Annotated in this window: 18 protein-coding genes; 10 read left to right on the forward strand and 8 right to left on the reverse strand. The window is 72.9% G+C overall.

What is annotated here, in order from left to right:
• Positions 1-119: 119 nt before the first annotated feature.
• Positions 120-287, reverse strand: coding sequence for a DUF3117 domain-containing protein (locus ABT034_RS20400; RefSeq protein WP_235484109.1), 168 nt, complete (start codon positions 285-287; stop codon positions 120-122).
• Positions 288-599: 312 nt separating this feature from the next.
• Between ABT034_RS20400 and chcB the strand changes: the two genes are divergently transcribed.
• The gene (gene chcB, locus ABT034_RS20405; RefSeq protein WP_351217077.1) at positions 600-1,403 is read left to right on the forward strand and encodes a 2-cyclohexenylcarbonyl CoA isomerase; all 804 of its coding nucleotides are present in this window, start codon (positions 600-602) and stop codon (positions 1,401-1,403) included.
• A 42-nt stretch (positions 1,404-1,445) separates the two neighbouring features.
• Here chcB and ABT034_RS20410 read toward each other — a convergent pair whose 3' ends face one another.
• Positions 1,446-2,030 (reverse strand): DNA-3-methyladenine glycosylase I, encoded by a 585-nt coding sequence (locus tag ABT034_RS20410; RefSeq protein WP_351217079.1) that lies wholly within the window; start codon positions 2,028-2,030, stop codon positions 1,446-1,448.
• Positions 2,027-2,356, reverse strand: a complete 330-nt coding sequence (locus ABT034_RS20415; protein WP_351217081.1) for a hypothetical protein — start codon at positions 2,354-2,356, stop codon at positions 2,027-2,029. Before ABT034_RS20415 ends, ABT034_RS20410 begins: the two co-directional genes overlap by 4 nt.
• Before the next feature lie 103 nt (positions 2,357-2,459).
• Between ABT034_RS20415 and folP the strand changes: the two genes are divergently transcribed.
• Positions 2,460-3,320 carry a dihydropteroate synthase gene (gene folP / locus ABT034_RS20420; RefSeq protein WP_351217083.1) on the forward strand — a complete coding sequence of 287 codons (861 nt, stop codon included), beginning with the start codon at positions 2,460-2,462 and terminating at the stop codon, positions 3,318-3,320.
• Between the two features lie 43 nt (positions 3,321-3,363).
• Here the strand turns inward: folP and ABT034_RS20425 are convergent, their stop codons facing one another.
• Complete coding sequence (locus tag ABT034_RS20425; protein ID WP_073809088.1) at positions 3,364-4,113, reverse strand: LOG family protein; 750 nt, start codon at positions 4,111-4,113, stop codon at positions 3,364-3,366.
• A 104-nt stretch (positions 4,114-4,217) separates the two neighbouring features.
• Positions 4,218-5,312: a succinyl-diaminopimelate desuccinylase gene (gene dapE / locus ABT034_RS20430; protein WP_351217086.1), complete on the reverse strand. Its 1,095-nt coding sequence runs from the start codon at positions 5,310-5,312 to the stop codon at positions 4,218-4,220.
• A gap of 29 nt (positions 5,313-5,341) precedes the next feature.
• On the opposite strand from dapE, the gene ABT034_RS20435 reads away from it, so the two are divergent.
• Both ABT034_RS20435 and ABT034_RS20440 read left to right on the forward strand, forming a co-directional pair.
• Entirely contained in the window at positions 5,342-6,310 is a 969-nt protein-coding gene (locus ABT034_RS20435) for a VldE C-terminal domain-containing protein (RefSeq protein WP_351217088.1), read from the forward strand.
• A 323-nt stretch (positions 6,311-6,633) separates the two neighbouring features.
• Positions 6,634-7,092 (forward strand): ATP-binding protein, encoded by a 459-nt coding sequence (locus ABT034_RS20440; protein ID WP_351217090.1) that lies wholly within the window; start codon positions 6,634-6,636, stop codon positions 7,090-7,092.
• 109 nt (positions 7,093-7,201) lie between these two features.
• On the opposite strand, the gene ABT034_RS20445 is transcribed toward ABT034_RS20440, so the two are convergent.
• On the reverse strand, positions 7,202-8,296 hold the full coding sequence (locus ABT034_RS20445) for a bifunctional succinyldiaminopimelate transaminase/glutamate-prephenate aminotransferase (protein ID WP_351217092.1): 1,095 nt from the start codon (positions 8,294-8,296) through the stop codon (positions 7,202-7,204).
• Positions 8,297-8,404: 108 nt separating this feature from the next.
• Positions 8,405-8,725 (reverse strand): ferredoxin, encoded by a 321-nt coding sequence (fdxA, locus tag ABT034_RS20450; protein ID WP_015035968.1) that lies wholly within the window; start codon positions 8,723-8,725, stop codon positions 8,405-8,407.
• A 112-nt stretch (positions 8,726-8,837) separates the two neighbouring features.
• Here fdxA and ABT034_RS20455 point away from each other — a divergent pair, with 112 nt between their 5' ends.
• The 4 genes from ABT034_RS20455 to ABT034_RS20470 all read left to right on the forward strand — a co-directional run bounded on the left by ABT034_RS20455 (position 8,838) and on the right by ABT034_RS20470 (position 13,986).
• A complete protein-coding gene (locus tag ABT034_RS20455) occupies positions 8,838-9,839 on the forward strand; it encodes a GNAT family N-acetyltransferase (RefSeq protein ID WP_351217094.1) in 1,002 nt (333 codons plus the stop codon).
• Positions 9,836-10,732: a transglutaminase family protein gene (locus ABT034_RS20460; RefSeq protein WP_351217096.1), complete on the forward strand. Its 897-nt coding sequence runs from the start codon at positions 9,836-9,838 to the stop codon at positions 10,730-10,732. The genes ABT034_RS20455 and ABT034_RS20460 overlap by 4 nt, the downstream gene beginning before the upstream one ends.
• Before the next feature lie 99 nt (positions 10,733-10,831).
• Complete coding sequence (locus tag ABT034_RS20465) at positions 10,832-12,409, forward strand: serine/threonine-protein kinase (RefSeq protein ID WP_351217098.1); 1,578 nt, start codon at positions 10,832-10,834, stop codon at positions 12,407-12,409.
• Entirely contained in the window at positions 12,406-13,986 is a 1,581-nt protein-coding gene (locus tag ABT034_RS20470; RefSeq protein WP_351217100.1) for a protein kinase domain-containing protein, read from the forward strand. Before ABT034_RS20465 ends, ABT034_RS20470 begins: the two co-directional genes overlap by 4 nt.
• A gap of 49 nt (positions 13,987-14,035) precedes the next feature.
• Here ABT034_RS20470 and ABT034_RS20475 read toward each other — a convergent pair whose 3' ends face one another.
• On the reverse strand, positions 14,036-14,917 hold the full coding sequence (locus ABT034_RS20475) for an NAD(P)-dependent oxidoreductase (protein WP_351217102.1): 882 nt from the start codon (positions 14,915-14,917) through the stop codon (positions 14,036-14,038).
• Positions 14,918-15,024: 107 nt separating this feature from the next.
• On the opposite strand from ABT034_RS20475, the gene ABT034_RS20480 reads away from it, so the two are divergent.
• On the forward strand, positions 15,025-15,597 hold the full coding sequence (locus ABT034_RS20480) for a TetR/AcrR family transcriptional regulator (protein ID WP_351217104.1): 573 nt from the start codon (positions 15,025-15,027) through the stop codon (positions 15,595-15,597).
• A gap of 86 nt (positions 15,598-15,683) precedes the next feature.
• Entirely contained in the window at positions 15,684-16,046 is a 363-nt protein-coding gene (locus tag ABT034_RS20485) for a DUF1304 domain-containing protein (protein WP_351217106.1), read from the forward strand.
• Positions 16,047-16,091 lie beyond the last annotated feature (45 nt).

The raw sequence follows: 16,091 nt of genomic DNA on the forward strand, positions 1-16,091 counted from the left end.
CTTTGCGCACCGCCCGTACGACCCCCGGCACAACCCGCCCGTACGGACCCCCGACACACCGCTGCCCCGGTACGGGCAGGCCGTACCGGGGCAGCGGTGGGGAAATCGTGGGGAGAGGGTCAGCCGACGACCTTCTTCAGAGCGTCGCCCAGTGCCTGGGCCTCGTCCGGGGTCAGCTCGACGACAAGCCGACCGCCGCCTTCGAGCGGTACGCGCATGACGATGCCCCGCCCCTCCTTGGTCACCTCGAGCGGGCCGTCACCCGTCCGCGGCTTCATGGCCGCCATGCTTGTTCCCCTTCCTGAAACCAGCTCATTGTCAGCCGGGCAGCTCCATGATGTGGAGCACGCGTCACCGGCTTCGAACACATTGCTTCCAGGTCATTATCCCGCATGGCAGGACCCGATGACCAACATCCAATGGCATCGCTTGCGCAACGCGCTCTCTCAAAACCACACATTTCGGCGATCGTCCTGCGATACTTCGCCGCTCGCCGTCCGGCCGGGCCCCTTTTTTCTTTGACGCAGCTCACATGTGCGGTGCGGGTGATCTCCGCCATGCTGGGCTGGTCAACGACGCGAAGAGGCGAAGGGAACCCGATGGCCGACACGGTCCTGTACGAAGTGAGCGACGGACTCGCCACCATCACGCTCAACCGGCCCGAGGCCATGAACGCCATGAACGTGGCGGCGAAGGTCGCCCTCCGGGACGCGGCGGAGACGGCCGCCGCCGACCCCGCCGTACGGGCGGTGCTGCTCACCGCGGCCGGGGACCGGGCGTTCTGCGTGGGCCAGGACCTGAAGGAGCACGTGGGTCTGCTCATGGCGGACCAGGAGAACGGCACGCGCGCGACCATGAACACGGTCCGCGACCACTACAACCCGATCACCAAGGCGCTCGCGGGGATGCGCAAGCCGGTGGTGGCGGGCGTGAACGGCGTCGCGGCGGGGGCCGGCTTCGGTTTCGCGCTCGCGGCGGACTACCGGGTGGTCGCGGAGACGGCCTCCTTCAACACCTCCTTCGCGGGCGTCGCGCTCACCGCCGACTCGGGCGTGTCCTGGACCCTGCCCCGGCTGATCGGCGCGAGCCGGGCGTCCGACCTGCTGCTCTTCCCGCGCTCGATCAGCGCCCAGGAGGCGTACGAGCTCGGCATCGTGAACCGCCTGGTCCCGGCCGCGGACCTGGCCGCCGAGGCCGAGAAGGTCGCCCGCAAGCTGGCGGAGGGCCCGACGGTGGCGTACGCGGCCCTCAAGGAGTCCCTCGCCTACGGCGCCGACCACTCGCTCGCCGAGGCCCTGGAGAAGGAGGAGGAACTCCAGGCCCTGGCGGGCTCGTCGGAGGACCACACGATCGCGGTCCGCGCCTTCATCGCGAAGGAGAAGCCGAAGTACCTGGGCCGCTGAGCGGAGGCCGCGGGGGGCGGGCCGAAGCGGGGCGGGCGGCCGCTACCGGCCGCCCCGGGCCACGCACCCCGCCACATGGTCGTCGACCAGGCCGCACGCCTGCATCAGGGCGTAGGCCGTGGTGGGGCCGATGAAGCGGAGGCCGCGCTTCTTGAGTGCCTTCGAGAGGGCCGTGGACTCGTCCGTGACCGCCGGGACCTCCGAGACCGTACGCGGGGCGGGGCGGCCCGCGGCGGGGGCGTGGGACCAGATCAGGGTGTCGAGTTCGCCCGGGGACCAGGTGGCGAGCAGGCGCGCGTTGGCGAGGGTCGCGTCGATCTTCGCGCGGTTGCGGATGATGCCCTCGTCGGCGAGGAGCCGCTCGCGGTCCGCCTCGCCGAAGGTGGCGACGGAGGCGATCTTGAAGCCGTCGAAGGCCTGCCGGAAGCCCTCCCGGCGGCGCAGGATCGTGATCCACGACAGACCCGACTGGAACGCCTCCAGGCAGAGCCGCTCGAAGAGCGCGTCGTCGCCGTGGACCGGGCGGCCCCACTCCTCGTCGTGGTACGCCACGTAGTCCTCGGTCGACAGCCCCCAGGGGCAGCGCAGCCGCCCGTCCGGACCCGGGATCGGCCCGCCGGCCGTCATGCCGGCTCGTCCTCTCCGTGACCGGCGGCGGCGGCCGCTCCCGCGAGCGCGTCCTCGAGCTCGGCGATCCGGGCGTCCCGCTCGGCCAGTTCGGCGCCGAGGCGGACCAGGGCGTCGTCGACGTCCGCCATCCGGTAGCCGCGGACCGCGACGGGGAGGCGGAGCGCCTCGACGTCGGCACGGTCGACCGGGCGGGCCGTCGGGAAGGGGTCGACGAGCTGCTCGGGCGCCACCTCGGGCAGCACCTCGCTGTCGCCGCCGCCGACCACGGCGAGCGTCACCGCGGCCACGACCACGACCATCGTGATGAGCAGAAACCAGAACACCTGCGCGCCTCTCCCCGGAGTGGAAATCGTCCCGTGCCGATCGTGCCATGCGTCACTGACAGCTAGGGTCGCAGGCGAACGGACACGAGGGAGGACAAAAGGGATGCTGCGCTTGGGACGGCGTGAATTCGGGCCGCACGAGCCGGTGATCATGGCGATCGTGAACCGGACCCCGGACTCCTTCTACGACCAGGGCGCGACCTTCCGGGACGAGCCGGCGCTCGCCCGGGTCGAGCAGGCCGTGGCCGAGGGGGCGGCGATCATCGACATCGGCGGGGTGAAGGCGGGCCCCGGCGAGGAGGTGACGGCCGAGGAGGAGGCGCGGCGCACGGTCGGTTTCGTCGCGGAGGTCCGCAGGCGCCATCCCGACGTGGTCATCAGCGTGGACACCTGGCGGGCGGAGGTCGGCGCGGCGGTGTGCGAGGCCGGGGCGGACGTCCTGAACGACGCGTGGGGCGGGGTCGACCCGGGGCTCGCCGAGGTGGCCGCCAAGTACGGCGCGGGGCTCGTGTGCACGCACGCGGGTGGCGCCGAGCCGCGGACGCGGCCGCACCGGGTCGCGTACGAGGACGTGATGGCGGACATCCTGCGGGTGACGGTGGGGCTCGCGGAGCGGGCGGTGGCGCTCGGGGTGCGGCGGGACGGGATCATGATCGACCCGGGGCACGACTTCGGTAAGAACACCCGGCACAGCCTGGAGGCGACTCGGCGGCTGGGGGAGATGGCGGGGACGGGGTGGCCGGTGCTGGTGTCCCTGTCGAACAAGGACTTCGTCGGGGAGACGTTGGATCGGCCGGTCAAGGAGCGGGTGCTGGGCACTTTGGCGACGACGGCGGTGTCGGCATGGCTCGGGGCCCAGGTGTACCGGGTGCACGAGGTCGCCGAGACCCGTCAGGTCCTGGACATGGTGGCGTCCATCGCAGGGCATCGGCCGCCGGCGGTCGCGCGGCGCGGGTTGGCGTAGAGCGGCGCCAGGGGGCGCCGGGACACGGCGCCCCCTGGGGGGCCTACTTCCCCGTTTCCTTTGTCACCAGGGTGACCGCTTCCTCCACGTCGTCTGTGACGTGGAAGAGGAGGAGGTCGCGTTCCGAGGCCTTGCCGCCTGCTACGACCGAGTCGCGGAGCCAGTCGACGAGGCCCTTCCAGTACTCCGTGCCGAAGAGGACGATCGGGAAGCGGGTGACCTTCCGGGTCTGGACCAGGGTCAGCGCCTCGAAGAGCTCGTCGAGGGTGCCGAGTCCGCCGGGCAGGACGACGAAGCCCTGCGCGTACTTCACGAACATCGTCTTGCGGACGAAGAAGTAGCGGAAGTTCACGCCGATGTCGACGTGCGGGTTGAGCCCCTGCTCGAAGGGGAGCTCGATGCCGAGGCCCACCGAGACGCCCTTGGCCTCCCTGGCCCCCTTGTTGGCCGCCTCCATGGCGCCCGGGCCGCCGCCCGTGATGACCGCGAAGCCGGCCTCGACGAGCGCCCGGCCGATCCGTACGCCCGCCTCGTACTCGGGCGAGTCCGGCTTCGTGCGGGCCGAGCCGAAGACGCTGATCGCGCTCGGCAGTTCGGCGAGTGCGCCGAAGCCCTCGACGAACTCGGACTGGATGCGCATGACGCGCCAGGGGTCGGTGTGCACCCACTCCGAGTCGCCCTCGGTGTCGAGCAGCCGCTGGTCCGTGGTGCCCGGCTGGATCTGGTCCCGCCGCCTGAGCACCGGACCGAGTCGCTGTTCCTCGGGCTTCGCCATTCCCTCGGGAATGCCCATGGCCTGCTCCCTCCGCCGATCGGCGGTCCACTTCGACCGCCAACTGATCTTCTGGTCCGGTCAGCGTAGGACCACAGAGGTGACGAAACGCGAAATTACGGAAGTCAGGCGGTCAGCCAGTCGCGGAGCCGTGCCTCGCAGTGGTGGATCCGGTCGACGGGAACGTGCTCGTCCCGCTTGTGCGCGTAGATCGGGTCGCCGGGCCCGTAGTTGACGGCGGGCACGCCGAGGGCGCTGAAGCGGGAGACGTCGGTCCAGCCGAACTTGGGCTGGGCGCTGCCGCCGACGGCCTTCATGAAGGCCTCGGCGGCCGGGTGGGAGAGGCCGGGCAGGGCGCCGGGGCTCTCGTCGTCGACGACGACCTCGGCGATGTCGCAGTCGGCGAAGACCTCGCGGACGTGGGCCAGGGCCTCGGCGGGCGAGCGGTCGGGCGCGTACCGGTAGTTGACGGTGACCGTGCAGGCGTCGGGGATGACGTTGGTGGCGACGCCGCCCTGGATCGCCACGGCGTTGAGGCCCTCGTGGTACTCCAGGCCGTCGATGACCGGCTTGCGCGGCTCGTACGAGGCGAGGCGGGCGAGGATCGGGGCGGCGGTGTGGATGGCGTTGGAGCCCATCCAGGAGCGCGCGGAGTGGGCGCGCTCGCCCGCGGTGTGCAGGATGACGCGCAGGGTGCCCTGGCAGCCGCCCTCGACCTGGCCGTCGGAGGGCTCGAGGAGGACGGCGAAGTCGCCTTCCAGCCAGTCGGGGTGCGCGGCGGCGATCTTCCCGAGGCCGTTGAGGTCGGCGGCGACCTCCTCGTTGTCGTAGAAGACGAAGGTGAGGTCGCGGTTGGGCGCGGGGACGGTGGCGGCGATCCGCAGCTGGACGGCGACCCCGGACTTCATGTCGGAGGTGCCGCAGCCCCACAGGATGCCGTCCTCGTCGAGCCGTGAGGGCACGTTGTCGGCGATCGGCACGGTGTCGATGTGGCCGGCGAGGACGACCCGCTCGCCGCGGCCGAGGCGGGTGCGGGCGACGACGTTGTTGCCGTAGCGGTCGACGGTGAGGTGCGGCAGGCCGCGAAGCGCCTGCTCGATGGCGTCCGCGAGCGGCTTCTCGGTCCCGCTGACGGACGGGAAGTCGACGAGGGCGGCGGTGAGCGCGGCCCCGTCCTGGGACAGGTCGAGGGGCGTGTCGAGCGGGGTGATGTCAGCCATGTGCCGACCCTAACGCGGCCTCCAGTACGGTGGGCCCCGTGTCCGAGCCCATCCGCCCCGCCCGTCGCGGCCGCCTCGCCCGTTCCGCGGCCGCCTTCGCCGTGCTCCTCGGCCTCGCCTCGTACGTGGCCGTGCACCAGATGACAGGGAGCAAGGGCACGCCACGCTGCAGTGTGGGCAGTGGCGAGAACCGCTACGAGTTCACGCCCGAGCAGGCGTCGAACGCGGCGACGATCTCGGCCGTGGGCACCACCCGGGGGCTCCCGGAACGTGCGGTGACGATCGCGCTCGCGACGGCGCTCCAGGAGTCGGCGCTGCGGAACATCGAGCACGGCGACCGGGACTCGCTCGGCCTGTTCCAGCAGCGGCCGTCGATGGGCTGGGGGACGCCGGCGCAGATCATGGACCCGGTGTACTCGGCGGGGAAGTTCTACGAGGGCCTGGAGAAGGTCCGGGGGTATTCGCGGCTGCCGCTGACGGTGGCGGCGCAGAAGGTGCAGAAGAGCGGCTTCCCGCAGGCGTACGCGAAGCACGAGCCGGACGCCACGCTGCTCGCGGCGGCGCTGACGGGCCGGGCGCCGGCGGCGCTGACCTGCACGGCGAACGAGACGGAGGGCCGGCCGGGCGATCCGGAGCTCGTGCGTACGGAGCTGGTGCGGGCCTTCGGCGAGAAGGCGGCGCCCCGGGCGGTCACGGGCGGTCCGAGCGCGGGCCGGTCGGCGGCGGAGCCGCCGGTCCTCGTGGTGCCGGTACGGGCCGCGGAGGGGGCGGAGGCGGCGCGCGACGCCGACGGCGCGGACGGCGCGGACGGCGCGGACGAGCGGCGCGGCTGGGAGCTGGCGCAGTGGGCGGTGGCGCGGGCGGACGCGCTGCGCATCACGGAGGTCGTCTACGGCGGCCGGGTGTGGCGGGCCGGCGAGGCCGCTGGCGGCTGGTCGGTGTCCCCGGGAGCGGCCGCCGGGAGCGCCGAGACCGTCCGCATCCGGCTCGCGAGGTAGCCGGAGACGCTCGCGAGGCAGTCGATCACCCGTGCGGTCGTTCACTCGGTGGTGGGACGGGCCGGGTCGGCGCCCGGAGAAATTCACCACCGTTCCGAGCCGCTTTTCACGCCCTGCGCCCCACCCTCCCCCTTCCCTTGCGGGACAAGGGAAGTGACGGTTCGGCAGGCGTCTACGCAATGACGTCTTCGTCCGTTTTCCTCCCCACCCGACAATACGACGCATTACCAACTCTTTACCTTCGACCGCCGCAACCTCTCCCGCCCCAGGGCCGGTTGTCACTGCGTCCGAACGAACCCCTCGCACCTCGTCGAAGGAGCACCATGTCCCTCCCCCTGACCCGTCGGATCGCCCGCGCCGCCCTCCTCATCGCGGCCGGAGCAGCCCCCGTGGTCGGTGCGGCCGGCTCCGCGAGCGCCCTGGACCACAGCCTCGCGCCGACCGGCGCCCTCGGCGGCGTCACCGCCCTGGACGCCGCCGGTGCGGGCACCGCCGTCGACAGCACCTCGCAGGCCGCCACCGGCGTCGTCGGCTCCACCGGCAGCCAGGCCGTCGGCACGGCCGTCCCCGCCGCCGGCAAGACCGTCGGCGCGGCGGGCAAGACCGCCACCCCGGCCGCCCAGGAGCTCGCCGGCGAGACCGCCGGCAGCGCGGGCGAGGTCGTCGGCGAGACCGCCGGCGCCGCGGCCGAGAGCGCGGAGGCCCCGACCGACGGCGCCCTGGGCGGCGGCCTCGGCGACCTGCCGACCGGCCAGACCCTCGGCGGCCTGCCGATCGGCTGATCGCACGCACCACACGCACTGCACGCACCCACGCACGGCAGCGCCGCACGACGGAGGGCCCGGGGAGCAGCTGCTCCCCGGGCCCTCCGCCCTGTTTCGAGGCCGGCCGTCAGCCGAGCCGCTTGACCGCCGCCTCGACGCGCTCGTCCGTGGCCGTGAAGGCCACCCGCACGAACCGCTCCCCCGCCTCGCCGTAGAAGTCGCCGGGCGCCACCAGGACGCCCTTCTCCGCCAGGTACGCCACGGTCTCCCAGCACGGCTCGTCCCGGGTCGCCCACAGGTACAGGCTCGCCTCGCTGTGCTCGATCCGGAAGCCGTGCCCCTCCAGGGCCGCCCGCAGCGCCGCCCGCCGGGCCGCGTACCGCTCCCGCTGCTCGGCCACGTGCGCGTCGTCACCGAGCGCCGCCACCGTCGCCGCCTGGACCGGCGCCGCGGTCATCATGCCGCCGTGCTTGCGGATCTGGAGCAGCTCACCGAGCACCGCCGCGTCGCCCGCGACGAACGCGGCCCGGTAGCCCGCCAGGTTGGAGCGCTTGGACAGCGAGTGGACGGCGACGATCCCCTCGTACGAACCACCGCAGACGTCCGGGTGCAGCACGGAGACCGGGTCGGCCTCCCAGCCCAGCTCCAGGTAGCACTCGTCGGAGAAGACGAGGACGCCGTGCTCCCGCGCCCAGGCCACGATCCGGGTCAGCTCGTCCTTGCCCAGCACCTTGCCGGTCGGGTTCGACGGGGAGTTGAGCCAGAGCAGCTTCAGCCCGGTCGGGTCCAGCCGCGTGGGGTCGTCGTACACGACGGGGGTCGCGCCGCAGAGCCGCGCCCCGACCTCGTACGTCGGGTACGCGAGCCGCGGGTACGCGACCACGTCACCCGCGCCGAGCCCCAGCTGCGTCGGCAGCCACGCCACCAGTTCCTTGGAGCCCACCACCGGCAGCACGTTCTCGTGGGCGAAGTCCACCGCGCCGAGCCGCCGCCCGCACCAGCCGGTGAGCGCGTCCCGCAGCTCCTTCGTCCCCCACACCGTGGGATAGCCCGGCGAGTCCGCCGCCGCGACCAGGGCCTCCTGGATCAGCGCGGGGACCGGGTCGACGGGCGTGCCGACCGAGAGGTCCACGATTCCGTCCGGGTGCGCGAGGGCCGTCTTCTTGTACGGCTCCAGCTTGTCCCAGGGGAAGACGGGCAGGCGCGAAGAGACTGCGCTCACGGGTGGCTCTCACTTCCTCGTACGAACTGGGGAGAGGCGTCGGGAAACGCCTCGGTCCCGCACGGCGGCCGACGCCGTACGGGACCGGATACGACCTGAAGCGGTCGATCAGCCGTTCTGCGGCGGCAGGGCGGCGATGAAGGGGTGGTCACGCTCGATCTCGCCGAGCTTGGAGGCACCACCGGGCGAGCCGAGCTCGTCGAAGAACTCGACGTTCGCCTTGTAGTAGTCCTTCCACTCCTCCGGGGTGTCGTCCTCGTAGAAGATCGCCTCGACCGGGCAGACCGGCTCACAGGCCCCGCAGTCGACGCATTCGTCCGGGTGGATGTACAAGGACCGCTTGCCCTCGTAGATGCAGTCGACGGGGCACTCCTCGATGCACGCCTTGTCCTTCACGTCGACACAAGGCTGCGCGATGACGTAGGTCACGCTGTCGTTCCTCCTCGATAGGGCTGGTCTGCGCGGGAGCGCGGCGTCGTCGATGCCCGCACCTAGTATCTCCGTTCTTGGGGGCGATCCGAACAGGAGGGGCGGAGAAGCTGTGGAATTCACCGGCGGAGGGCGGCTTGAGGTCCGGATCACCAGGGCTGACGTGGGAAAACGTGTCTCCGTTCGGTACGTGACAGAGTCGCCGTCAGCGGGTGGGCGGTTCACCGACGCGGTCGGAGTTCTCACATCATGGGACGAAGCTGTGCTGCTGATCACACGAAAGAGCGGCGAGAGCGTCCGGATCCCGGACTCGGCGCTGGTCGCGGGCAAGGTCGTCCCCGCCGCCCCGGCCCGCCGGCGCGGCCCCTCCGCCACCTTCCACGAACTGGCGCGGGCCACCGCGCGCGCGTGGCAGCCGACCGAGAGCGAAGCCCTCGGCGAATGGACCCTGCGGGCCGCCGACGGCTTCACCCGGCGGGCCAACTCCGCCCTGCCGCTCGGTGATCCGGGACTCCCGGTCGCCGACGCGCTCGCCCACGTACGCGCGTGGTACGCGGCCCGGCAGCTCCCCGCGTACGTGCAGACCTCGACCGGCGCCGAAGGCACCCAGGAGCTGCTCTGCGCCGCGCTCGAACGGCATGGCTGGCGGCGCGAGGTCTCCGCCGAGGTGCGGATCGGGGCGCTCGCCGCGATCGGCGACCTGGACGCCGACGTCTCCGCCGTACGCCTCTCCCGCACCGTCGACGAGCCGTGGCTGCGCCGCTACCAGCGCTTCGGCCGGCCGAGCCCGGCGGTACGGCCGGTGCTCGGCTCGGGACCGAGTGTGTGGTTCGCGTCCGTGGCGGGCACGGAAGGGGTACCGGCGGCGATCGGGCGGTGCGTCGTCGACGGACGCTGGGCCGGCTTCATGGCCGTCGAGGTCGACCCGGCCCAGCGGCGCCGTGGCCTGGCGACGTCCGTCATGACGGCGCTCGCCCGACAGGCCCTCGACGAGGGCGCGTCGGCGGCCTGGCTCCAGGTGGAGGCCGACAACGACGGCGCCCGGGCGCTGTACGACGGCATGGGCTTCGCGCCCCACCACCACTACCACCACTACCGATGGGCGGAGGCGTGACGGACGAGGAACCACCGGACGCACGGGACGGCGAAGAAGCGGGCGGATCGGGCGCGGCAGGTGGGGCGGGCGAGGTGGTCGACTGGCGGCGGGAGTTCGCGGAGGAGGCCCGGACGGAACGGCCCGACCTCGCCCGGCTCTGCCTCCTCATCGGGGCCGTCGCCGATCCCACCGTCACCCGGCACGACCTCGACCAGGCGGAGATCGAACTCGACCGCCTCGCCGGGCTCCTCCCGTACGCGACCCGGATCACCGGCGACTGGGCCGGCGAACTCGCCGCGCTCCTCGGCCGCCACGAGGGCTTCGAGGGCGTCCCCGCCGACTACCAGCGCCTGGAGTCCTCGCTCCTCCACGAGGTGCTGCGGCGCCGCCGCGGCCTGCCCATCCTGCTCTCCGTCGTCTGGATGGAGGTCGCCCGCCGGGCCGGCGCGCCCGTGTACGGCCTCGGGCTCCCCGGCCACTTCGTCGTGGGCTTCGGAGACCCGGCCGACCTGAACCTCGCGGACCCCTTCGCGGGCGGGCGGGCCATGACCGGCGCGGACGCCGAACTCCTGGTGGCGAGCGCGACGGGCGAGGCCCTCGACCGCTCGATGCTCCGCCCCGCCGAACCCGGCGCGATCGTGCTGCGCGTCCTCAACAACATCCGCGCCTGGGCGGCCCCCCGCCCGGAACGCTCCGACGTGGCCCTGTGGGCGGTGGAGCTCTCCCTGCTGCTCCCCTCCCACCCCGCCAGACTGCGCTACGAGCGGGCCGAGCTGCTCGTCCAGCGCGGCGAGTTCCTGGTCGGAGCGGCCGAGATGGAGGCGTACGCGCGGGTGATGGAGGCCGTGGACCCGGAGTCGGCGACGACGATCCGCCGCCGGGCGCGGGCGGCCAGGGCCCGACTGAACTGACGGCGCCCGTGGGTGTCTTGCGGATCACGTGAGGAATCCGGACGGGCGGGCGCCGGCGCGATTAGGATCCCTTCCGCATTCACGGGGGAGGGTGATCACATGCGTCCATGGACGCCGAACGAGCCGTCGCAGGTCGGGCCGTTCCGTACGGTCGCGGTACTGGGGCAGGGCGGGATGGGCCGGGTCCTGCTCGGCGTGGCCGCCGACGGACGGCTCACCGCCGTCAAGCAGGTGCACGCCGACCTCGCCGACGACGAGGGCTTCCGGTCCCGGTTCCGGCGGGAGGTCGACGCCTCGCGCCGGGTCTCCGGCGCCTACACGGCGCCCGTCGTCGACGCCGACCCGGACGCGGCGACACCGTGGCTGGCCTCGCTCTTCCTCCCGGGGCTCCCCCTGAGCGACGTGCTCTCGGCGGGCGTCCTGCCCGAGGAGTCGGTACGGCGGGTGGCCGCCGGCCTCGCCCAGGCGCTGGCCGACATCCACCGCGTGGGACTCGTGCACCGGGACCTGAAGCCGTCCAACGTGATGCTCACCGACGACGGCGTCCGTGTCATTGACTTCGGCATCGCCCGGGCCGGGGACCATCTGACGAAGCTGACGCACACCGGCGCGCTCATCGGCTCCCCCGCCTTCATGGCACCCGAGCAGATCCGGGGCGAGACCCCGGGGCCCGCGGCCGACGTCTTCGCGCTCGGCGCCACCCTGGCCGTGGCCTGTACGGGGAGGACGCCGTTCGCCGGTACCTCCGCCCCCGCCCTGATGTACAGCATCGCCCACGAGGAACCCGACCTCGGCGCCGTACCGCCCGGCCTGCGCGGCCTCCTCACGGCCTGCCTCGCCAAGGACCCGGCCCGGCGGCCCTCCCCGCAGGAGCTGCTCGCCCTCGTCGGCCCGGTCACGCCGTCGGCGCGGCCCTGGCCGGAGGGCGTGCACCGGCGGATCGCGGAGCAGCGGGCGGAGATCGACCGGCTGGTGAGCGCGGTACCGGCGACCGCGCCCGTCCCCCCGGCCGATCCCGCTCCCCTCCCCCGGGTACGGAGCCGGGGCCGCCGGCGCTGGACGGTCGCCGCCGTCACCGCCGGGGTCCTCGCGGTCACCGGGGCGGCGGGGGCGGCGACGGGCTGGGCGGATGACGTGTTCTACATGGTCGTCGACGAGCCCGTACCGACGCCGGGGAACGTGCCGCTGAGCCAGGTGGCGGACGCGTACACGGGCACGCTGCCGTACTGCGCGAAGGCGGGCACGGCGCTGAAGCTGCCCGCCGGGTTCACGTCGTGGCCGTACAAGGACGGTGGCCCTCCGCACACCGGGGACAGCGGGCAGAACAACCAGTGCGTCTGGAACACCCGCTCCGGTGACGAGATCACCATCATCTGGAGCCGATACCTCAGCCGGGCCGGCGGCCCCACCGGCGCGGAACTGGCGAAGGAGCACTACGAGGGCATGTACATGAGGGGCAAGACCCACCGCGGCACGTCGCTCGACTTCGTGGAGGAGTCGCTCTGGTACAAGCCCGACGGTACCTGCGTGCTGTACGGCCGGGACGTGAACATGGAGCTGTTCGTCAAGGTCCAGGGCCCCCACTACCCGCTGGGGACGTGTGAGGCCCTGACCGAGGACCTCGGGCGGCAGGCCATGGGGGTCGTCGCGGCACTGAAGACGAAGGGCGCCCGATGACACGGCCCCTCGGGCCCTCCGACCCGCGCCAGGCCGGCCCGTACCGGCTCCTCGCCGAACTCGGGCGCGGCGGCATGGGCCGCGTCTTCCTCGGCACCGCGCCGGACGGCAGGCTCGCCGCCGTGAAGCAGGTGCATGCCCGGCTCGCCGCCGACGAGGACTTCCGCGCCCGGTTCCGGCGCGAGGTCGAGGCGTCCCGGAGGGTGTCCGGGGCGGGCACGGCGGCCGTGATGGCCGCCGACGCGGACGCGCCCACACCGTGGCTCGCGTCCGTGTTCGTCGCCGGTCCTTCGCTCGGGGCGGCGGTGGAACGGTCCGGCACCCTGCCCGTCGAGACGGTACGGCGGCTCGCCGTACAGCTGGCGACCGCGCTGCACGAGATCCACCGGGCGGGTCTCATCCACCGCGATCTGAAGCCGGAGAACGTCCTGCTGTCGGAGGACGGGGCCCGCGTCATCGACTTCGGCATCGCGCGGGCGGCCGAGGGCGGGAACATGACCGAGCTGACCGGGACGGGCCTGGTCGTCGGCTCACCGGCGTTCATGTCGCCCGAGCAGGCGGAGGGGAAGGAACTCACCCCCGCGAGCGACGTGTTCTCGCTGGGATCGGTACTGGCCCTCGCGGCGACCGGCACGAGCCCGTTCGCGGGTCCTTCGACCCTCCAGTACCTCTACAACGTCGTCCACACCGAGCCCGGCCTCGACGCCGTACCGCCGGAGCTGCGCGGCCTCCTGACGTGGTGCCTGGCCAAGGACCCGGCGGCCCGGCCCACCCCGGCGCAGCTCCTCGCGGCGCTCGGCCCGGCGGCCCCGGCGGCCCGGCAGTGGCCGCCCGCCGTCCACGCGATGGTCGCCGACCAGCAGCGGGCCGTCGACCACCTCCTCACCCGGGGCGGCGACGACCCCGAGCGCACGGTGGTCGTACCGCCCGGCGGAGGCCGCGCCGCCCCGACGGCCGTGGCCACCCGGCCGGCCGCCGCCGCACCCGCCCGCCCCCGGCGGCGGCGGGGGGCGCTCGCCGCCGCCGCCGTCGCCGTCTCGCTGTGCGTCCTCGGCGCAGGGGCCTGGTGGTTCGTACGGGAAGGGGGCGTCGCCGCCGGGCCGCCGGACCTCTACATCACGATGCCGGTCTGCGCGGACGTGGCACCGAAGCTCCCGCTGCCGGAACGGCTGGCGGACCAGGACCAGTACTCCGAGTACTCGGACAGCGCGTCCACGAGCTGCGCGTGGCACGACAAGGACGTGAACCAGTCGAACGGCTGGAGCTCCGACGCCCACGCCACGGTCCGGTGGGAACTGCGCCGCAGCACGCGCACGGACGAGAACGCGACGGAACGCCAGAAGAGCCAATTCGCGGAGTCCGCGAAGGGCGAACGACCGGAGACCGGCCTCTCCTTCGCGGACGAGGCCTTCTGGGACAATTCGACCGGCTGGCAGACGACGTGCACCCTGTACGTACGCACGGGGAACCTGGTCGTGGTCACCTCCCTGGGAGGCGAGAGGCACCCGGCCGAGACCTGCGAGAAGGAGGCCAGGGGCATCGCGGAGGCGGCGGTGAAGGCGATGCCGCGCGCCTGAGCGGCAGGCGCCGCCCCGGCGCGGCCGGCACCGCGTCGGGCGGACGCGGTTACGCCCCGGCCTTCTTCATCGACTCCACCAGCGTGGAGAAGCTGTCCGCGGCGTGGCCGGTGTCCATGCCGCGCCGGAAGAGCTCGACGACGGCGGCCGGAAGCGTGGTGTCGACTCCCGCGTCCGCGTTGGTGTGCAGGACGTGCTCGACGCTGGCCATCCCCATGGCGAGGCGGTCCACGTCGCCGATGTGCCGGCCGGCGTCGATGCGCTCGGCGTAGAAGGAGAAGAACCCCGGCAGCGAGTTCGCGGTCTCCACGGCGTGCGGCAGGATGTCCGCCGCCTTCAGGCCGTTGGCGTCGGCGAGGGCGACGGCCTGCCAGTAGCTCAGCATGGACGTCCAGAACATGACCATGCCGATCTGGTACATCAGCGCGGCGAGCCCGGGGTCTTCTCCCCGGTGGTCGGTCCGCCCCGTGATGGCTTCGAGCGCGGGCCGGTGCTGCTCGAAGACCTCACGCGGGCCGCTGTAGAAGGTCGACGATTCGGCCTGGCCGATCCCGGACGGCGGCACGGTGACGCCGCCGGTCAGCTGGACGGCGCCCCGCTCGGCGGCCCAACGGGCCGCGGCACGGGCCTTCTCCGGCGTGTCCGAGCTGAGGTTCACCAGGACCCGGCCGGTGAGGGCGGCCTCGGCGGGTTCGAGCGTGGCGTACATGGCGTCGTAGTCCGTGAGGCTGAGGATCACCAGCTCGTTGGAGGCGAGGGCCTCCTTCACGCTCGGCGCGAGCACGGCCCCCCGTGCGACCAGGTCGTCCGCGCGGGACGCGGTGCGGTTCCAGACGGTGACCGCGTACCCGCGGTCGAGGAAGGCGCCGACCATGGCCTGCCCCATGGGGCCGAGGCCGATGACGGTGACCGACTGCGTGGTGCTGCTCATGATGATCCCCACTCCTCGCTAAAACGAACGCTCTACTCAGTGCGTGGTGAAAACGTAGCACAGCTCTAGAACGAGCGCTCTACCCAATGAGCGGATACTGTGGCCCCATGCAGACCAGCACTCGGGACCGGATCGTCGTCGCCGCCTCACGCCTCCTGCAGCGGCAGGGCTATGTCGGTACGGGAATCAAACAGATCGCGCAGGAGGCGGAGGCCACCCTCGGGTCCATCTACCACTTCTTCCCGGGCGGCAAGGAGGCCGTCGCCGTCGCCGCGATCAAGCTCAGTACCGAGGAGTTCGCGACGCTCCTGCGGACGGCGCTGGACAGCGAGGACGACCCGGCGGAGGCGGTGGCGGCCTGCGCCCGGCAACTCGCCGACGAACTGCGGGAGTCGGGCTGGATCGACGGCTGCCCCGTCACGGCTGCGGCCCTGGAGACGCTCGGTACCGACTCGGAGATCCAGCAGGCGTGCGCCGACGCACTGCGCGGCTGGGAGCAGCTCGTCCACGACAAGCTGCTGCGCTGCGGCTTCCCCTCCGAGAGCGCCCGGGAACTGGCGAGCACCGTCATCTCCGCCCTGGAAGGCGCCGAAGTCACCGCCCAGGTCAGCCGCAGCGAGGAACCGCTCCAGGTGGCGGGCCGGCAACTCGCCCGCCTCGTACGCTCGTACGAGGTCTAGGGCCTGGCCACCTGGAGGAGGGCGGAGTTGTCCTCCGTCCCTCGCGTCGCGCTCCCTCCCACCGGACCCGGCGGCAGAATACGGCCATGCCCCTGACCGCGGACATCCTCGTCGCCCTCGTCGCCCTGCTGCACGCCTACATCCTGGTGATGGAGATGTTCCTGTGGCAGAAGGGGATCGGCCGCCGCTTCTCCGGATTCGACGCCGCGATGGCCCGCGACACCGCCGCCATGGCCGCCAACCAAGGCCTCTACAACGGCTTCCTCGCCGCGGGCCTGGTCTGGGGTCTCATCGCCGACGACCCCACCGGCTTCCGCGTGTGCGTCTTCTTCCTGTCCTGTGTCGTCATCGCCGGGATCTACGGCGCCGCCACCGCCAACCGCCGCATCCTCTTCGCCCAGGCCCTGCCCGGGGCGCTCGCCCTCTCCGCCGTCCTGGTCGCCCACTGAGCTCACGGCACGGGCGGTTCGACGCGGACGAGCCCCCGTCCCGGG

The sequence above is a fragment of the Streptomyces sp. NPDC002773 genome (assembly GCF_040295605.1).
Lineage (GTDB): Bacteria > Actinomycetota > Actinomycetes > Streptomycetales > Streptomycetaceae > Streptomyces.

What these genes read in the sequence shown, in the direction of transcription:
- ABT034_RS20400 (WP_235484109.1), bottom strand. Translation starts at nt 287, where the DNA reads ATGGCGGCCATGAAGCCGCGGACGGGTGACGGCCCGCTCGAGGTGACC.
- chcB (WP_351217077.1), top strand. Translation starts at nt 600, where the DNA reads ATGGCCGACACGGTCCTGTACGAAGTGAGCGACGGACTCGCCACCATC.
- ABT034_RS20410 (WP_351217079.1), bottom strand. Translation starts at nt 2,030, where the DNA reads ATGACGGCCGGCGGGCCGATCCCGGGTCCGGACGGGCGGCTGCGCTGC.
- folP (WP_351217083.1), top strand. Translation starts at nt 2,460, where the DNA reads ATGCTGCGCTTGGGACGGCGTGAATTCGGGCCGCACGAGCCGGTGATC.
- ABT034_RS20425 (WP_073809088.1), bottom strand. Translation starts at nt 4,113, where the DNA reads ATGGGCATTCCCGAGGGAATGGCGAAGCCCGAGGAACAGCGACTCGGT.
- dapE (WP_351217086.1), bottom strand. Translation starts at nt 5,312, where the DNA reads ATGGCTGACATCACCCCGCTCGACACGCCCCTCGACCTGTCCCAGGAC.
- ABT034_RS20440 (WP_351217090.1), top strand. Translation starts at nt 6,634, where the DNA reads ATGTCCCTCCCCCTGACCCGTCGGATCGCCCGCGCCGCCCTCCTCATC.
- ABT034_RS20465 (WP_351217098.1), top strand. Translation starts at nt 10,832, where the DNA reads ATGCGTCCATGGACGCCGAACGAGCCGTCGCAGGTCGGGCCGTTCCGT.
- ABT034_RS20470 (WP_351217100.1), top strand. Translation starts at nt 12,406, where the DNA reads ATGACACGGCCCCTCGGGCCCTCCGACCCGCGCCAGGCCGGCCCGTAC.
- ABT034_RS20475 (WP_351217102.1), bottom strand. Translation starts at nt 14,917, where the DNA reads ATGAGCAGCACCACGCAGTCGGTCACCGTCATCGGCCTCGGCCCCATG.
- ABT034_RS20480 (WP_351217104.1), top strand. Translation starts at nt 15,025, where the DNA reads ATGCAGACCAGCACTCGGGACCGGATCGTCGTCGCCGCCTCACGCCTC.
- ABT034_RS20485 (WP_351217106.1), top strand. Translation starts at nt 15,684, where the DNA reads ATGCCCCTGACCGCGGACATCCTCGTCGCCCTCGTCGCCCTGCTGCAC.